Annotated in this window: 11 protein-coding genes and 1 CRISPR repeat array; of the genes, 4 read left to right on the forward strand and 7 right to left on the reverse strand. The window is 68.8% G+C overall.

Annotated elements, in window-relative coordinates:
• The first annotated feature begins 128 nt into the window (after positions 1–128).
• A CRISPR array of direct repeats spans positions 129–2,680; the repeat unit is 36 nt; unit sequence GTCGCGGCCGTTTCGGCGGCCGCACTTCATCGAGGG.
• Positions 2,681–2,959: 279 nt separating this feature from the next.
• Positions 2,960–3,583, reverse strand: a complete 624-nt coding sequence (locus FPZ47_RS15005) for a mycothiol-dependent nitroreductase Rv2466c family protein (RefSeq protein WP_144952514.1) — start codon at positions 3,581–3,583, stop codon at positions 2,960–2,962.
• 105 nt (positions 3,584–3,688) lie between these two features.
• Here FPZ47_RS15005 and pepN point away from each other — a divergent pair, with 105 nt between their 5' ends.
• Entirely contained in the window at positions 3,689–6,292 is a 2,604-nt protein-coding gene (pepN, locus tag FPZ47_RS15010) for an aminopeptidase N (RefSeq protein ID WP_144952512.1), read from the forward strand.
• Between the two features lie 60 nt (positions 6,293–6,352).
• Here the strand turns inward: pepN and FPZ47_RS15015 are convergent, their stop codons facing one another.
• The 3 genes from FPZ47_RS15015 to FPZ47_RS15025 all read right to left on the reverse strand — a co-directional run bounded on the left by FPZ47_RS15015 (position 6,353) and on the right by FPZ47_RS15025 (position 7,750).
• Positions 6,353–6,820 (reverse strand): DUF5130 domain-containing protein, encoded by a 468-nt coding sequence (locus FPZ47_RS15015; protein ID WP_144952510.1) that lies wholly within the window; start codon positions 6,818–6,820, stop codon positions 6,353–6,355.
• Entirely contained in the window at positions 6,807–7,034 is a 228-nt protein-coding gene (gene ctaJ / locus FPZ47_RS15020) for an aa3-type cytochrome oxidase subunit CtaJ (protein ID WP_144952516.1), read from the reverse strand. The genes FPZ47_RS15015 and ctaJ overlap by 14 nt, the downstream gene beginning before the upstream one ends.
• Before the next feature lie 68 nt (positions 7,035–7,102).
• Positions 7,103–7,750, reverse strand: coding sequence for an HNH endonuclease (locus FPZ47_RS15025; protein WP_144952508.1), 648 nt, complete (start codon positions 7,748–7,750; stop codon positions 7,103–7,105).
• 153 nt (positions 7,751–7,903) lie between these two features.
• Here FPZ47_RS15025 and FPZ47_RS15030 point away from each other — a divergent pair, with 153 nt between their 5' ends.
• From FPZ47_RS15030 to FPZ47_RS15040, 3 genes are read left to right on the forward strand one after another with little or no spacing between them, the layout of a single operon-like run.
• Positions 7,904–8,293 carry a globin gene (locus FPZ47_RS15030; protein WP_210419917.1) on the forward strand — a complete coding sequence of 130 codons (390 nt, stop codon included), beginning with the start codon at positions 7,904–7,906 and terminating at the stop codon, positions 8,291–8,293.
• On the forward strand, positions 8,293–9,867 hold the full coding sequence (locus tag FPZ47_RS15035; protein WP_144952504.1) for a glycoside hydrolase family 13 protein: 1,575 nt from the start codon (positions 8,293–8,295) through the stop codon (positions 9,865–9,867). The genes FPZ47_RS15030 and FPZ47_RS15035 overlap by 1 nt, the downstream gene beginning before the upstream one ends.
• Positions 9,868–9,880: 13 nt before the next feature.
• Positions 9,881–10,918: an NAD(P)/FAD-dependent oxidoreductase gene (locus FPZ47_RS15040; RefSeq protein WP_144952502.1), complete on the forward strand. Its 1,038-nt coding sequence runs from the start codon at positions 9,881–9,883 to the stop codon at positions 10,916–10,918.
• Positions 10,919–10,921: 3 nt separating this feature from the next.
• Here FPZ47_RS15040 and FPZ47_RS15045 read toward each other — a convergent pair whose 3' ends face one another.
• The 3 genes from FPZ47_RS15045 to FPZ47_RS15055 are packed head-to-tail and all read right to left on the reverse strand — an operon-like array spanning position 10,922 to position 16,862.
• Positions 10,922–11,608 carry a DUF8010 domain-containing protein gene (locus FPZ47_RS15045; RefSeq protein ID WP_144952500.1) on the reverse strand — a complete coding sequence of 229 codons (687 nt, stop codon included), beginning with the start codon at positions 11,606–11,608 and terminating at the stop codon, positions 10,922–10,924.
• Complete coding sequence (locus FPZ47_RS15050) at positions 11,596–12,009, reverse strand: acyl-CoA thioesterase (protein WP_144952498.1); 414 nt, start codon at positions 12,007–12,009, stop codon at positions 11,596–11,598. The genes FPZ47_RS15045 and FPZ47_RS15050 overlap by 13 nt, the downstream gene beginning before the upstream one ends.
• Positions 12,006–16,862 carry an NAD-glutamate dehydrogenase gene (locus FPZ47_RS15055; protein ID WP_144952497.1) on the reverse strand — a complete coding sequence of 1,619 codons (4,857 nt, stop codon included), beginning with the start codon at positions 16,860–16,862 and terminating at the stop codon, positions 12,006–12,008. Before FPZ47_RS15055 ends, FPZ47_RS15050 begins: the two co-directional genes overlap by 4 nt.
• Positions 16,863–16,900: the final 38 nt, after the last annotated feature.

Here is a 16,900-nt window from a genome sequence, read left to right on the forward strand (position 1 = left end):
CCATGCCTGTCGAGGATCACCGTTTCGCGGGCATTCTTACGTGATGCACCGAGGGCGTTTCGCGGGCACTTCCCGTGTTGCTTGCCGGAGGGTTGCAGGAATGGTGGTGGGCGCGTGATTCTGGCTAAGTCGCGGCCGTTTCGGCGGCCGCACTTCATCGAGGGACGGCTGTGCACCTGCATTCGCAGCGCGTCCAGCTAGTCGCGGCCGTTTCGGCGGCCGCACTTCATCGAGGGATCCACACCTCGGCGTCGCCACCAGTCAGCAGTGGGTCGCGGCCGTTTCGGCGGCCGCACTTCATCGAGGGCTCCAACTGGCTCACCGGGGGTGAGTACATAGTGGGTCGCGGCCGTTTCGGCGGCCGCACTTCATCGAGGGGAGCTGTACACGTTGCGGCCGCGTTCCCACCACGCGTCGCGGCCGTTTCGGCGGCCGCACTTCATCGAGGGTCGGTGTAGAGGAGACCGCGGTTGACGATCGAAGGTCGCGGCCGTTTCGGCGGCCGCACTTCATCGAGGGTCGACAGACGCCCTCTTTGACATGATTGCGCGGGTGTCGCGGCCGTTTCGGCGGCCGCACTTCATCGAGGGTCGATCCATTCTTGCGCCCAGGCGGTTATGCGGTCGTCGCGGCCGTTTCGGCGGCCGCACTTCATCGAGGGAAGGTCAGGCGCCGGCATCGATCACAGCGCCCGGTAGGTCGCGGCCGTTTCGGCGGCCGCACTTCATCGAGGGCGCATGGCTAAGGCTGCGCGCGGCCAGGAAACCGAAAGTCGCGGCCGTTTCGGCGGCCGCACTTCATCGAGGGACGCCGCCGTCGTGGGCGACGAGCACCGACATTGCCGTCGCGGCCGTTTCGGCGGCCGCACTTCATCGAGGGATCGAGCCGCTGCGCGATGCTGACTCGGCGTGCTGGAGTCGCGGCCGTTTCGGCGGCCGCACTTCATCGAGGGCGGGGACACCGGGACGCCCCCAAGTGCGGCGATGGGTCGCGGCCGTTTCGGCGGCCGCACTTCATCGAGGGTCGAAGTCGGGCGGGAGATCCCAGCGGCGCTGCGGGTCGCGGCCGTTTCGGCGGCCGCACTTCATCGAGGGGTGACGGCAATCCGCCTGGCCGGGGGCATCGCCGGAGTCGCGGCCGTTTCGGCGGCCGCACTTCATCGAGGGACGACGAACTCGTTCACGTTCACGCTGACCTACCAGCGGTCGCGGCCGTTTCGGCGGCCGCACTTCATCGAGGGCGAGCTTCCGCTTGGTCGTGATCCCCTCGGCCACGCGTCGCGGCCGTTTCGGCGGCCGCACTTCATCGAGGGCGGAATAGATTTTACTGTTCTCTACTCGGTCATCCGGTCGCGGCCGTTTCGGCGGCCGCACTTCATCGAGGGCGCTTCTTCACGGCGCGGTAGGCGTCGAGGTCGGCGTGTCGCGGCCGTTTCGGCGGCCGCACTTCATCGAGGGTTCACGGGGCTGCTTGAGCCGCTGGAAATGGTGCTGCTGTCGCGGCCGTTTCGGCGGCCGCACTTCATCGAGGGTTCGCAGACGGCAGACGGGTGCTGTTCTTCGACCCAGGTCGCGGCCGTTTCGGCGGCCGCACTTCATCGAGGGTCCGATTCCGTTCGTTGTCAAGCCTGTCCGCAGAAGTCGCGGCCGTTTCGGCGGCCGCACTTCATCGAGGGCCAGGATCGGACCCATGCTGACGCGGTAGTAGTGGGGTCGCGGCCGTTTCGGCGGCCGCACTTCATCGAGGGCCGGCCCTCCCATCCAATAGTCGCCGATGGTGGGGTCGCGGCCGTTTCGGCGGCCGCACTTCATCGAGGGTTCAGCTTCCTTGCTTTTGGGGAGCCGCGCTCCTGTCGCGGCCGTTTCGGCGGCCGCACTTCATCGAGGGGTCAAGTTCGACACCACCGAAATGTTGCGACTGGACGGTCGCGGCCGTTTCGGCGGCCGCACTTCATCGAGGGGTTCAGCAAGGCTTGGATGATCGCGGGAGTGGGTCGTGTCGCGGCCGTTTCGGCGGCCGCACTTCATCGAGGGGCCAGCCTGACCAAAGTTTGGAACTGAGCAACTTCCCAGTCGCGGCCGTTTCGGCGGCCGCACTTCATCGAGGGCGTTCATATGCGCCGCCAGTCACCGGCACATACGGTCGTCGCGGCCGTTTCGGCGGCCGCACTTCATCGAGGGCTGTCCCCGGAAAACAGTGTGCTGGTGCTGGATTTGGTCGCGGCCGTTTCGGCGGCCGCACTTCATCGAGGGTTGGGGGGGTCGACGCGCTCGGCGACGTTGATGGGTCGCGGCCGTTTCGGCGGCCGCACTTCATCGAGGGGGGCGCCACATCCGCGAGTGGCACCGGCATGACTACAGTCGCGGCCGTTTCGGCGGCCGCACTTCATCGAGGGACGCAATTGGGCTGGCCGGTCTTCCCGCTCCGGCGTCGCGGCCGTTTCGGCGGCCGCACTTCATCGAGGGACGACCACGTCGGCGCCGCTGGCGGCGTCGAAGGCGTCGCGGCCGTTTCGGCGGCCGCACTTCATCGAGGGACCAACCTCGTGGCGAAAGCCGTTGGCTTCCTCTAGTCGCGGCCGTTTCGGCGGCCGCACTTCATCGAGGGAACGGACACGCTCGTTACGGGCCCCGACCAGTCGGCGGTCGCGGCCGTTTCGGCGGCCGCACTTCATCGAGGGCTGGACTCATCCCATCCCCGGAACCTGTCCCCGCGTCGCCGCCGTTTCGGCGCCGCACGCACTTCATCGAGGGATTCGGACCCCAAGCGTGCTCGGTCAAGCCGATGCTGAACAGGGCCCAGCCTGGCGGAGCCGCGGTCGTCGGAGGGCATGCTCGTAGCGCTCCAAAACCAGCAGCCAACCGCAACGAACACACCCATCCTCACCAACGCACCTCGGCGGTCCGAGGCTGGGCTCACTGGACATCCGTGGTGACAAGTGGAACGCCGATAGCCCTGTCTAGTCGAATTCCGGTTTCTCGGTACGGGTCCGCTTGAGTTCGAAGAAGTACGGGTAGGACGCGAAGGTCACCGAGGCGTCCCACAGCCTGCCCGCCTCCTCGCCCCGAGGAATCTTCGAGAGCACCGGCCCGAAGAACGCCACACCGTTGACGTGGATGGTCGGCGTGCCGACGTCGTCGCCGACCGCGTCCATCCCGGCGTGGTGGCTCTTGCGCAGGGCGTCGTCGTAGGCGTCGCTGTCCGCGGCCTCGGCGAGCCCGGCCGGCAGGCCCGCGTCGGCGAGCGACGCCTTGATGACCTCGGGAAGGTCCTTGTTGTCCTCGTTGTGGATCCGGGTGCCCATGGCCGTGTACAGGCGGCCCAGGACGCCGGCACCGTGGGCCTGCTCGGCGGCGATCGCCACCCGAACCGGTCCCCACGCCTTCGACATCATCTCGCGGTACTTGTCGGACAGCTCTTCGCGGTTCTCGTTGAGGATCGCCAGGCTCATGACGTGGAAGTTCACGGTGATGTCGCGAACCTTCTCCGCCTCGAGGATCCAGCGGGAGGTGATCCATGCCCACGGGCACAGCGGGTCGAACCAGAAGTCGGCCTGGGATTTGACGGGGGCCTCGGCGGGCATGGCGCAGTCCTCTCCTCGAAAGCTGATGACGCTGACGGACACCGTCCAGCACAACCGTAGTGCCGTGGGTGTGTTCCCGTCCCCTGCTGCACGTAAGTTGGACGCGTGGCCCTTCCTAATCTCACGCGGGACCAGGCGGCCGAACGTGCCGCGTTGATCACCGTCGACAGCTACCAGATCAGCCTCGACCTCACCGACGGCTCCGGCGCGCCCGGCGACCGGACTTTCCGGTCCACCACCACCGTGGTGTTCGACGCGCTCGCCGGCGCCGACTCCGTCCTCGACATCGCCGCCGACACGATCCGCAGCGCCACCCTCAACGGTCGCGACCTCGACGTGTCGGGCTACGACGAGTCGACCGGCATCGCGCTGCGCGGGCTGTCCGAGCGCAACGTCGTCGTCGTCGACGCCGACTGCCGCTACTCCAACACTGGCGAGGGACTGCACCGGTTCGTCGACCCGGTGGACGACGAGACCTACCTGTATTCGCAATTCGAAACCGCCGATGCCAAGCGCATGTTCGCCTGCTTCGACCAGCCGGACCTCAAGGCCACCTTCGACCTGAAAGTAACCGCACCTAAGCACTGGAAGGTCGTCTCCAACGGTGCGACCGTGTCCGTCGCGGAGGCGGGCGGGGCCGGGGTGCACACCTTTGCCACCACACCGCGGATGAGCACCTATCTGGTCGCCCTGGTCGCGGGACCCTACGCCGCATGGAAAGACCGCTACACCGACGAACACGGCGAGATCCCGCTGGGTATCTACTGCCGCGCCTCGCTGGCGCCGTACATGGACGCCGAGCGGTTGTTCACCCAGACCAAGCAGGGATTCGGCTTCTACCACAAGAACTTCGGCATGCCGTACGCGTTCGGCAAGTATGACCAGCTGTTCGTGCCCGAATTCAATGCCGGCGCAATGGAAAACGCCGGCGCGGTGACGTTCCTCGAGGACTACGTCTTCCGCAGCAAGGTCACCCGGGCTTCCTACGAGCGGCGCGCCGAGACGGTGCTGCACGAGATGGCGCACATGTGGTTCGGCGACCTGGTCACCATGGCCTGGTGGGATGACCTGTGGCTCAACGAGTCGTTCGCGACGTTCGCGTCGGTGCTGTGCCAGGCCGAGGCGACCGAGTTCACCGAGGCCTGGACGACGTTCGCCACCGTCGAGAAGTCGTGGGCCTACCGCCAGGACCAGTTGCCCTCGACGCACCCGATCGCGGCCGAGATCCCCGATCTGGCCGCCGTGGAGGTGAACTTCGACGGGATCACCTACGCCAAGGGCGCTTCGGTGCTCAAGCAGCTGGTGGCCTACGTGGGGCTGGAGCATTTCCTCGCCGGGCTGCGCGACTACTTCCGCGCTCACGCGTTCGGCAACGCCACGTTCGCCGACCTGATCGCCGCGCTGGAGCAGGCGTCCGGGCGTGACCTGTCCGACTGGGGACGGCAGTGGCTGAAGACCACCGGCCTCAACACGCTGCGGCCGGAGTTCGACGTCGATTCCGACGGCAGGTTCACCCGGTTCGCGGTGGCGCAGGGCGGCGCCGCGCCGGGCGCCGGGGAGACGCGGGTGCACCGGCTGGCGATCGGCATCTACGACGAGGATCGGTCCGGCAAGCTGGTCCGGATGCACCGGGAGGAAATCGACGTCGCGGGACCGCAGACGGATGTGTCCGCGCTGGTGGGTGTTTCGCGCGGCAAGCTGGTCCTGGTCAACGACGACGACCTGACCTACTGCTCGCTGCGCCTCGACGCCGAGTCGCTGCGGACCGCGCTGGAGCGGATCGCCGACATCGCCGAACCGCTGCCCCGCTCGCTGGTGTGGTCGGCGGCGTGGGAGATGACGCGCGAGGCGGAAATGCGGGCCCGGGACTTCGTGGCGCTGGTGTCGGGTGGGGTGCAGGCCGAAACCGAGGTGGGGGTGGCGCAGCGGTTGCTGATGCAGGCGCAGACGGCGCTGGCGTCCTACGCCGAGCCGGGCTGGGCGCGCGAGCAGGGCTGGCCGCAGTTCGCCGACCGGCTGCTGGAGTTGGCGCGCCGCGCCGAACCCGGGTCCGATCACCAGCTCGCCTTCGTGAACACGCTGTGCTCTTCGGTGCTGTCGCCCCGGCACGTCGAGACGCTGGCGGCCCTGCTCGACCCGGCTTCCGGGAATCCGGCCGACCAGGGTTTGGCCGGCCTGGTGATCGACACCGACCTGCGCTGGCGCATCGTGACCGCGCTGGCCACCGCCGGCGAGATCGACTCCGACGGTCCCGCGACCCCGTTCATCGATGCCGAGGCCCAGCGCGACGCGACGGCCGCCGGCCGGCGCAACGCCGCCCAGGCCGCGGCGGCGCGCCCGCAGCCGCGGGTCAAGGAGGAGGCCTGGACCAAGGTGGTCGAGGACGACACCCTGGCCAACGTCACGGCCCGGTCGATGATCGCCGGCATCGCGGCACCGGGACAGGGCGAACTGCTCGAGCCGTTCACCGCGCGCTACTTCCAGGCGATACCCGGGGTGTGGGCGCGCCGCTCCAGCGAAGTCGCCCAGACCGTGGTGATCGGCCTGTACCCGCACTGGGACATCAGCGACGCCGGCATCGCCGCCGCCGACGCGTTCCTGCGGGCCCCGGAATCGGAGGTGCCGCCGGCGTTGCGCAGGCTGGTGCTGGAAGGTCAGGCGGGCGTGAAGCGGGCGCTGAGGGCCCGCAAGCTCGACGCGGCCGGCTGAACGAGCCGGCGTTCAGCGCAGCCGGCGCCGTGGACGCAGTTTCGGCGCGCAGGCGGGCGGTCAGGCCGGGGAGATCCCGGCGCTGAGCACCCGGATCGCGCTGACCAGCCCGTCGACCAGATCGCCCTGCTCGAACGCCGACGCGGCCGCGGCAACCCCCAGGGGGGCGGCCGACTCCGCGCCGCGACCGCGGACCTGCGAGCCGTAGACGATCTCGATGGCGCGCTGGTCGGGCGAGACGGCGAGCAGCACCGCGTCGTCCGGTGTCGGGACTTTGGCCAGGATCTCGCGGGCCCGCGCGGCGGTGTCGCTGCCCAGGTCGCCCAGGTAGATGGCGAACCGCGCCTTGGACGCCCTCGAGCCGTACTTGAGCGCGTCGTCGATGGCGACGAGGTCTTTGATCGGGAACGGGTAGTGCACCGACAGTTCGCCGGGTTCGGTGACCGCCGAGATCCGGCCGCTGCTGGTGATCACGGCACCCTCGGGCAGGTCGCCGTGCTCGATCGTCGCTACCTCACCAGGTGCCACTGGCGCCACCTCCCACTGAGAACTTCGATGCGTCGTGCCCGCCGTGCGCCTGGCCGACGGCTTCGTCCGTCGCGGCCCACAGGATCGGCGGATGTGTCCACGGCTCCGGGAACTGGTAGGTCGCGGGGTGCGGTCCCTTGCGGGAGAAGATCGGCACCGCCAGCAGGATCACCAACAGCAGCGGGATTCCGATGAAGTACAGGTGGGTCTGCATAAGGCTCACGACGCAAACCGTATCCCACCCGGGCGACTTTTGGGACACCCGGACCGGCCCCGGACCTTCTACGCCGCGCCTTCACCGAGATAGCGGGCCCAGGCCGGGTCCAGCTCCTTGACCGTCGACAGCAGCCGCCAGTGTTGTCCCGTCGGCGGCGTCGGCGCCCGGCGCAGCGTCCAGCCGAGTTCGCTGAGCAGCTTGTCGCCCTTGCGGTGGTTGCACGTCGAGCAGCAGGCGACGCAGTTCTCCCAGGAGTGGCCGCCGCCGCGGCTGCGCGGCACCACGTGGTCCACGGTGTCGGCCTTCGCGCCGCAGTAGGCGCAGCAGAAACGGTCGCGGTGCATCAGCGCGGCGCGGGTCATCGGCACGCGCGCGCGGTACGGCACCCGCACGAAAGCCCGCAGCTGGATCACCGAGGGCACCACGATCGACCTGGTCGCCGAGTGGATGATGGGTCCCGCCGGGTCGTGGTGCACGACGTCGGCCTTGCCGCAGATGACCATCACGATGGCGCGCCGCATCGGCAGCGCCGTCAGCGGTTCATAGGTGGAGTTCAGCAGCAGCACCCGCCGGCGGCTCCAGATCGATGAGCTTTCCTGGCGGGTGGGTGGGTGACTCTCAACACTGTGCAGGCATGACGCGGTGGCTGGCCCGGTCGACCCTGCCGCGGCACCGGTACTGCGGTGGCTGCGGCGTCTCTTGCCCTGCGCCATAGATCCTCCGCGGATAGTCCACCATGATTTTCGGCGGATCGCACCCCTATTCCCCGGGTGAGCCGTGACCATCCGGTGAACAGCAGGCAAGGCTTGGCGCGGGTTCGCGCCCGGCGTGCCTCGCCGGCCCGCCGATGCACCACAATGGAGGAGATGGATCAGGTGAGCTTCTATGACGCCGTCGGCGGGGCCGAGACCTTCAACGCGATCGTGTCGCGGTTCTACGAGCAGGTCCCCGAGGACGAGATACTGCGCGAGCTGTACCCGGCCGACGACCTGGCGGGCGCCGAGGAAAGGTTGCGGATGTTTCTCGAGCAGTACTGGGGCGGCCCCCGAACGTACTCCGACCAGCGCGGTCACCCGCGGCTGCGGATGCGGCACGCCCGATTCCGGATCACGCCCATCGAGCGGGATGCGTGGCTGCGGTGCATGCACACCGCCGTCGCGTCCATCGACTCGCAGACACTCGACGACGAGCACCGGACAGAGCTGCTGGACTACCTCGAGATGGCCGCCCACTCCCTCGTGAACTCGACGATCTGATGGCGGCCGCGATGGACAAGCCGTGGTGGTCGAACGCGGTCTTCTACCAGGTCTATCCGCGGTCGTTCGCCGACAGCGACGACGACGGGGTCGGCGACCTGGACGGCCTGACGGCCCGGCTGGGCCACCTGCAGGAGCTCGGTGTCGACGCGATCTGGCTCAACCCCGTCACCGTGTCGCCGATGGCCGATCACGGCTACGACGTGGCGGACCCGCGCGACATCGATCCGTTGTTCGGCGGGCTGGCGGCGTTCGAGCGGCTGGTCGCGGCCGCACACGGTCGCGGCATCAAGGTGACGATGGACGTGGTCCCCAACCACACCAGCTCGGCGCACCCGTGGTTTCGGGCGGCGCTGGCCGCCGGCCCGGGCACCCAGGCGCGGGATCGCTACTTCTTCCGTGACGGGCAGGGCCCCGACGGGTCGCTGCCGCCGAACAACTGGGAGTCGGTGTTCGGCGGTCCGGCCTGGACGCGGGTGGTCGAACCGGACGGCAACCCCGGCCAGTGGTACCTGCATCTCTTCGACGCCGAGCAGCCGGACCTCAACTGGGACAACCCCGAGGTCTTCGACGACTTCGAGAAGACGCTGCGGTTCTGGCTGGAGCACGGCGTCGACGGCTTCCGCATCGACGTGGCGCACGGCATGGCCAAGCCAGCGGGCCTGCCGGATGCCAAGGAAAACAGCACGGTGTTGCGCCACACCGACGACGACCCGCGCTTCAACAACCCGAACGTGCACGCGATCCACCGCGACATCCGCACGGTCATCGACGACTACCCGGGGGCGATGACCGTCGGCGAGGTGTGGGTCACCGACAACCGCCGCTGGGCCGAATACCTGCGGCCCGACGAGCTGCATCTGGGGTTCAATTTCCGGCTGACCCGAACCGAATTCGAGGCCACCGAGGTCGGTGATGCGATCCAGAACTCGCTGGCGGCCGCGGCGCTCGTCGACGCCACGCCGACCTGGACGTTGTCCAACCACGACGTGGGCCGGGAGGTCACCCGCTACGGCGGCGGGGAGGTCGGGCTGCGCCGGGCGCGCGCCACGGCGATGGTGATGCTGGCCCTGCCCGGCGCGGTGTTCGTCTACAACGGCGAGGAGCTGGGTCTGCCCGACGTCGATCTGCCCGACGAGGTGCTGCAGGACCCGACGTGGGAACGCTCCGGGCACACCGAACGCGGCCGCGACGGCTGCCGGGTTCCGATCCCGTGGTCGGGTGAGGCCCCCCCGTTCGGGTTCTCCGGGTCCACCGACACCTGGCTGCCGATGCCGGCGGACTGGGCTGCGCTGACCGTGGAAAAGCAGCGCGCCGACGCCGGGTCGACATTGTCGTTCTTCCGGCGGGCAATCGAACTGCGCCGGACCCGTGACGAATTCGAGGGCGCCGAGATCGACTGGCTGACGGCGCCGCGCGACGCGCTGATGTTCCGCCGCCGCGCGGGCGGGTTGCTCTGCGTCCTCAACACGGGCAGCCGCCCGATCCCGCTGCCGCGGGGAGAGGTCATCCTGGCCAGCGCGCCTCCGGTGAGCGACGCCCTGCCACCCGACGCCGCGGCCTGGCTCGTCTAGTCCCGTTGCGCATATGGGACCTCATGCGTGGACAGTCATCGGAGCCGGGCCCGCCGGAATCGTCGCGGTGGGAACGCTGCTGGATCGCGGAGTAGCGGGCGAAAGCATCGCCTGGGTCGACCCCTCGTTCGCCGGGGGCGACATCGGCGGCAGGTGGCGCTCGGTGTCGAGCAACACCCGAGCCGGCGACTTCCTGGACTACCTGGGCGGCTCGGACGCATTGCGGTTCGCCGACGCGCCGCCCATGCCATTGCGGGAGGTCGATCCGGAAGAAACGTGCGTGCTGGCCCTGGTCGCCGAGCCGTTGGTGTGGGTCACGCGACAACTGCGCGATCGGGTCCGGACGTTCCAGACGACGGCGACCGTGCTGTCCCTGCAGGCAAGGCGGTGGACGATCGAGACCGGGGAAGGCCGACTCGCCTCGGAGAATGTGGTCCTGGCGCTCGGGGCGGTCCCCAAGAAGCTCGCATACCCGCACCTGGACGAGATTCCCGTGGACGTCGCGCTGGACATCGAACGGCTCTCGGAGCAACCGCTCGACGGCGCGACCGTCGGCGTGTTCGGCTCGTCGCATTCGTCGATGATCGTGTTGCCGAACCTGTTACGCCAACCCGTGGGAAAAGTGATCAACTTCTACCGCAGCCCACTCAAATACGCCGTATACCTGGACGATTGGATCCTGTTCGACGACACCGGCCTCAAAGGCCGCGCCGCCGAGTGGGCCCGGGAGAACATCGACGGGGTGCATCCGGAACGGCTGGAGAGGTGCCTGGTTTCCAGCCCGCAGTTCGACGACAAACTCGCCGAGTGCGACCGCGTCGTCTACACCGTCGGCTTCGAACGCCGGAGACTGCCCGAAGCGCCGCAGTGGGGCGAACTGGACTACAACGCGAGCAACGGCATCCTCGCCCCCGGCCTGTTCGGGTTGGGAATCGCGTTCCCCGAGTACGCGATCGACCGTTACGGGTACGGGGAGCACCGGGTGGGCCTGAAGAAGTTCATGGAATACCTCCACTGCGTTCTGCCCCTGTGGATGGCCTACGGGACCTGACCCTCAGCGCAGCACCAGCGCCGGGTCGCCGCGGCGCCGGAACACCGAGCCGAACCTGGCGTCGATGCGCAGCCAGTTCGGCATGACGCGGACCCGGATGATCTCTTCGGCGGGAATGGCATCCGCCTGCTGCGGCAGGAATCCCATTGCGGTCAAAGCGAACACGCAACGCATGGGCAACCCCACCTCGACCTCGGCCGAACTGACCCGGATGACCTCCTGGTCGAGCAGCGAGACGGGCGGGCCGTGAGAACCGCTGTGCTCCTTGGCGAGTCGCGCACCGCGCTCGGCCAGGTCCAGCATCACCCGGGCCGGCACGTCGTCGACATGAGTGAAGCCGGATTCCGGCGGCAGCGCACCCCGCCACGCCGAGTCCATCGGAAAGCCCGGATCCACGTAGCCCGAGGCGTCCATCGCGGACAGGCCGCGGCCCAGTCCGTCCGCGGCCACCGACAGGTCGGCGGGCCGCACGGCACCCCCCACCACGCGGCAGGCCAGCACGTCGAAACCCGTTGCCACCCAGGCGCTCACCAGCCCGCCGGCCCGAGCGCGCAGCCGGATCACCGCGGCGTCGTCGAGCCGCATCGCGCGCTCGACGAACGTGGCCAGGTCCGCGCGCTGGGCGGCGCCGCCTTGCGGCCCCAGCCACAGTCCGCGCTCGGCTACCCCTCCTGCTGTTACCGAAGCCACCGTTGCAGGTACTCCCGTTGCGGGGGCGAGAGCCGGACCAGTCGCTGCCCCTCGATGTGCACCGCGGCCAGCTGCGACTCGGCGATGACGGCGGGCCTGGATTCGGGGTCGGCGTTGACCGAACGCACCTCGTAGCCCAGCGTGAAGTCGACCGTCCGCAGCTGCTTGGTCCAGACGGTCACCTGCAGAGGCGAGTCGGCGAGGCGCAGCTGAGCCTTGTAGGTGACCCGGACGTCCGCGATCAGCAACCCGACGGTGGCGATGCCGGGGGCGAACGGCTCCGCGAGGAACGGCACCCGCGCTTCTTCCAGGATCGTGACCATGGTGGCGTGGTTGATGTGCTGGTACATGTCGATGTCCGACCAGCGCACCGGCACGGGCGCGACGAAGCCGACGCTCAACTCGACGAACCCCTTCCGCTGGTGCGGGTCATGCGACGGATCTGTCGCGCGGCCACCGACAGCGTCGCGAGATCCTTGGCCCCGCTCTCCTGGATCTCGGCGAGCGTCCGGCGGGCCCGCTCCACCCGCGACGCGCTGAGGTGCTCCCACTCCGCGATCTTCTCCTCGCCGGTTTCGTCGGGCTCACCGACGGCGAGCACATCGAAACACAGCGAGCGCAGCGACGCGTAGATGTCGTCGCGAATGGCCAAGCGCGCCAACGAATGCCAGCGATCGCCGCGGGGCAGCTCGGACACCGCGGTCAGCAGGCCGTCGGTACCCAGCCGATCCATCAGGGCGAAGTAGGTGTCGGCGACCTCGGCGGCGTCGATCTCGTTGATGTCGGCGATGTCGATGATGTCGAGCAGGCTGAAGCGGTACAGGCCCGCGGCAACGAGGTAGGCCAGGTCCTCGGGCGTGCCCTGCGCGGAGAACTCGGCCGCTTCCTTCTCCACGATCGCCTTGTCGTCACCGCGCAGCCACTCCGACATCCGCGGGGTCAGCTCCGTGACCTTGGCCGCGAACCGGTTGATCTCGGCGCCGACGGCCAGCGGCTGCGGGCGGTAGTTGAGCAGCCAGCGCCCGGCCCGGTCGACCAGTCGCCGGGTGTCCAGCGTGAGCCGATCCGACAGGGCGACCGGTATGTCCGCCGCGCGGACCTGCCGCCACAGGTCGCCCACCCCGAAGATGGCGTCGGTGGCGACATAGGTGCGCACCGCGTCGACGGGCTGGACGCCGACGTCTTCGGCGATCCGGAAGGCGTAGCTGATGCCCCCGGTGTCTACGACGTCGTTGATCAACATGGTGGCGACGATCTCGCGGCGCAGCTGGTGCGCGCGGATTTCCGGGGTGAACCGTTCACGCAGCGGCGTCGGGAAGTAGAACGGCAACCGGGAGGCGAACACGTCCTGCTCGGGCAGTTCGGTGCCCAGCATGTCCTCCTTGAGGCCGAGCTTGACGTGCGCCATCAGCGTGCACAGCTCGGGCGACGTGAGCCCGATGCCCGCCTGGAAGCGGCGGCGGATCTCCTTCTCCGACGGCAGCGCCTCCAGTTCGCGGTTGAGGCCGCGCTCCTCGACCAGGTACTTGATCTGGCGTTCGTGCACCGGGAGCAGGCTGGCCGCGTTGCAGCGGCTGGTGCCGATCAGGTCGTTCTGGTCCTCGTTGTCGGTGAGCACCAGCCGCGCCACCTCGTCGGTCATCGACTCCAGCAGCTCTTTGCGCTCACCCGCGTCGACCTTGCCGGCGGTGACCAGCGAGTCAATCAGGATCTTGATGTTGACCTCGTGGTCCGAGCAGTCCACGCCGGCGGAGTTGTCCATCGCGTCGGTGTTGATCCGGCCGCCCGACAGGTCGAACTCGACGCGGCCCAGCGCCGTCACGCCGAGGTTGCCACCCTCGCCGATCACCTTGGCGCGCACCTGGTTTCCGTTGACGCGGACCGCGTCGTTGGCACGGTCGCCCACATCGGAGTCGGATTCGGATTCGGCCTTGATGTAGGTGCCGATCCCGCCGTTGAACAGCAGGTCCACCGGCGCCTGCAGGATCGCCCTGATCAGGTTGGGCGGGGCCATCTCGTCGACGTCACCGTCGATGCCCAGGGCGGCGCGGACCCGCTCGCTGACCGGGATCGACTTCTGCTCGCGGGCATACACGCCGCCGCCCTCGCTGATCAGCGACCTGTCGTAGTCGTCCCAGCTGGAGCGCGCCTGCTCGAACAGCCGCCGGCGTTCCTCCCAGGACGCCCCGGGTTCGGGGTCCGGGTCGAGGAACACGTGACGGTGGTCGAACGCGGCGATCAGCTTGATGTGCTTGCTCAGCAGCATCCCGTTGCCGAACACGTCACCGCTCATGTCGCCGACACCGACGACGGTGAAGTCCTCGGCCTGGGTGTCGACCCCCATCTCCCGGAAGTGCCGTTTGACGGCCGCCCAAGCCCCTTTGGCGGTGATACCCATGGCCTTGTGGTCATAGCCGACCGAACCGCCGGAGGCGAACGCGTCGCCCAGCCAGAACCCGTAGGACTTGGCCACGTCGTTGGCGATGTCGGAGAAGGTGGCGGTGCCCTTGTCCGCGGCCACCACCAGGTACGCGTCGTCGCCGTCGCGCCGCACCACCTCCGGCGGCGGATCGACCTTGCCGGTGGCGTGGTCGACGTTGTCGGTGACCTCCAGCAGCCCGGAGATGAACAGCTGATAGCAGGCCACGCCTTCGGCGCGGTTGGCGTCGCGGTCGGCGGCGGGGTCGCCGGTGGGCAGCGGCGGGTCCTTGACGATGAACCCGCCCTTGGCCCCGACCGGCACGATGACGGCGTTCTTCACCGCCTGCGCCTTGACCAGACCCAGGATTTCGGTGCGGAAGTCGTCGCGGCGGTCCGACCAGCGCAGCCCGCCGCGGGCCACCGGACCGAACCTCAGGTGCACGCCCTCGACGCGGGGGGAATAGACGAAGATCTCGTATTTGGGGCGCGGCAACGGCAGCTCGTCGATCAGTTGCGCGTCGAGCTTGAGCGCCAACACGTTTCGGGCGCGGGCCGAATCCTCGCGTGTGACAAAGTAATTGGTCCGCAACGTGGCCGCAACCAGCGACGCGAAGGCACGCAGGATGCGGTCGGTGTCCAGGCTGCGCAACGCGTCGATGTCCGCGGCGACCGCGTTGGCCGCCGATTGCGCGTCGCGGCTCCCCGGCGAACCCGAGGCCCTGGGGTCGAACAGCGCTTCGAACAGCGCGACGAGTGAACGCGCCGTCGAGGGGTGGTCGTTGAGCACCGCTTCGATGTGGGACTGGCTGTAGGGAAAACCCGCCTGCCGCAGGTATTTCGTGTAGGCGCGCAGCAGCACGACCTGCTGCCAGGCCAGGCCTGCCCGCATCACCAGTTCGTTGAACCGGTCGATCTCGACCCGGCCCTGCCAGATCGCGGTGACCGCGTCGGCGAATCTTTCCGCGGCCGCGTCGCGCTCCTCGGCCGACGACGCCTGCGGGATGGTCGGGTGTGGCGAGATCTTGAACTGATAGATCCACACCGGCAGATCGTCGGCCCGGGTGACCGTGAAGGGCCGCTCCTCGAGCACGACGACGCCCATGCTCTGCAGCATCGGCAGCAGCTGACTCAGCGACGCGGTGTGGCCGCCCAGAAACCAGGTGAGCTGGGCGAGGCCCTCTTCGCCGGTGTCGGAGAACACCAGCTTGACCGAGTCGTCGGTCAGTTTGTTGATGATGCGGATGTGGTCGATGGCGTCGGCGGGTGCGACGGCCTGCTTGTAGGCCTCGGGGAAGGCGGCCGCGTAATGCTCGGCGTCCGCCGGCGCGATCGTGTCGTCCGCGGCGCCGAGCAGCCGGTCGGACCAGGTTTGGGCGGCTTCGCTCAGCAGCGCCTGGATCCGGATCCGGTTCTCTTCGGAGATGTCGACCGAGCCGGGCGCGACGTCACCCTCGCTTCTCGCGGGCAGGCGAACCATGAAATGCATCAGCGCCCAAGGGGATTCACTGACACGGGCGGTGAATTCGAGCCGTGTCCCGCCGAATTCGCGCACCAGGATCTCCTCGATCTGGTGCCGCACCGGAGTGGTGTAGCGGTCGCGGGGCACATAGACCAGACAGGAGACGAAGTACTGGAGCCGGTCGGCGCGCAGGAACAGCAACGCGCGCCGCTGAGATCCCAGGTCCACGACGGCTTTGGCCATCGCCAACAGCCGTTCGGCGTTCAGGCTGAACAGCTCCGATCGCGGGACGGTCTGGATGACGTCGAGAAGGAGCTGTCCGGGATAGGCATGGTCGCTGTCGGCCATCGTGAGCACCTCGCGGACCCGGTGGGAGACCATCGGGATTTCCAGCACGTCCGCGTTCATCGCGGTGATGGTGAACAGCCCGACGAAACGGTGCTCGACGATGCCCCCGGTGCCGTCCTTGAGGTTTTCGCGGACCGCGATGGCATACGGGTAAGTGCCGTAGCGCAGGTAGCTGCCGACCACGGACTGGGCCAGGACCAGCATCTTGCGGTCGTCGGTCAACCGGGGCCGCGAACCGGTCCGCGTCCGCAGCACGCCCAGGCCCCTCGACCCGTCGCCAAAGACCTCGCTGCCGTGCACCCGGCAACGCTGGTAGCCCAGCAACAGGAAGTTCCCGTCGGCCAGCCAGCGCAGCAGCGCGGACACTTCGTCGCGGTCCGGTGCGGCGAAATGACCGTCGGTGTTGGCCTCGACGGCGGCGGTCACGCCCTCGAGGGCGGCGATCAGCTCAGACGCGTCGCTGGCGACCTGCTGCACGTCGGCCAGCACCTTGGACAGCAGCCGTTCGACCTCGGCGAGCGCCTTGGTGTCGACGGCCGGCGACAGCTGCACGTGTATCCACGCCTCGCCCTCGTACGGTGACGCGCCGGGGGGTTTCGGGCCGATGCCGAGCAGGTCCCCCTCCGGGCTGCGCCGCACCTCGAACACCGGGGTCATGATGCCCGCATAGGCGACGCCGAGGCGGTGCAGCAGCACCGTGACCGAGTCCATCAACATCCCGCCATGGTCGGTGACGACCTGCAGGGCGGGCCCGAAGCCGCCGGGATCGTCCGCCGGGTACACGGCCACCCGGCTTTCGCCGCCCGGGCGGTGCTCGCCGAGCCGATAGTGGGCGCCGAGCATCGCCGGAGTCACGATGGCGGCGGGCACGCTCGATTCGGCCGGCCCGGCTTGCCCGGGTTCGTCGGTGTGCGGGCCGCGATAGCTCTCGAGGTAGGCCGTGGAGATCCACTCAGGAATGTCCGCGTCCTGGGAGAACGCGGTCCACGGCGCGATGTCCTGCTTGGCCCCGGGATCGATCGTCATGCCGATTGCTCCCAACTGGCGACGGATGTCAGCGTGGG

Origin of the sequence: Mycobacterium helveticum, from assembly GCF_007714205.1 — a bacterium.
Lineage (GTDB): Bacteria > Actinomycetota > Actinomycetes > Mycobacteriales > Mycobacteriaceae > Mycobacterium > Mycobacterium helveticum.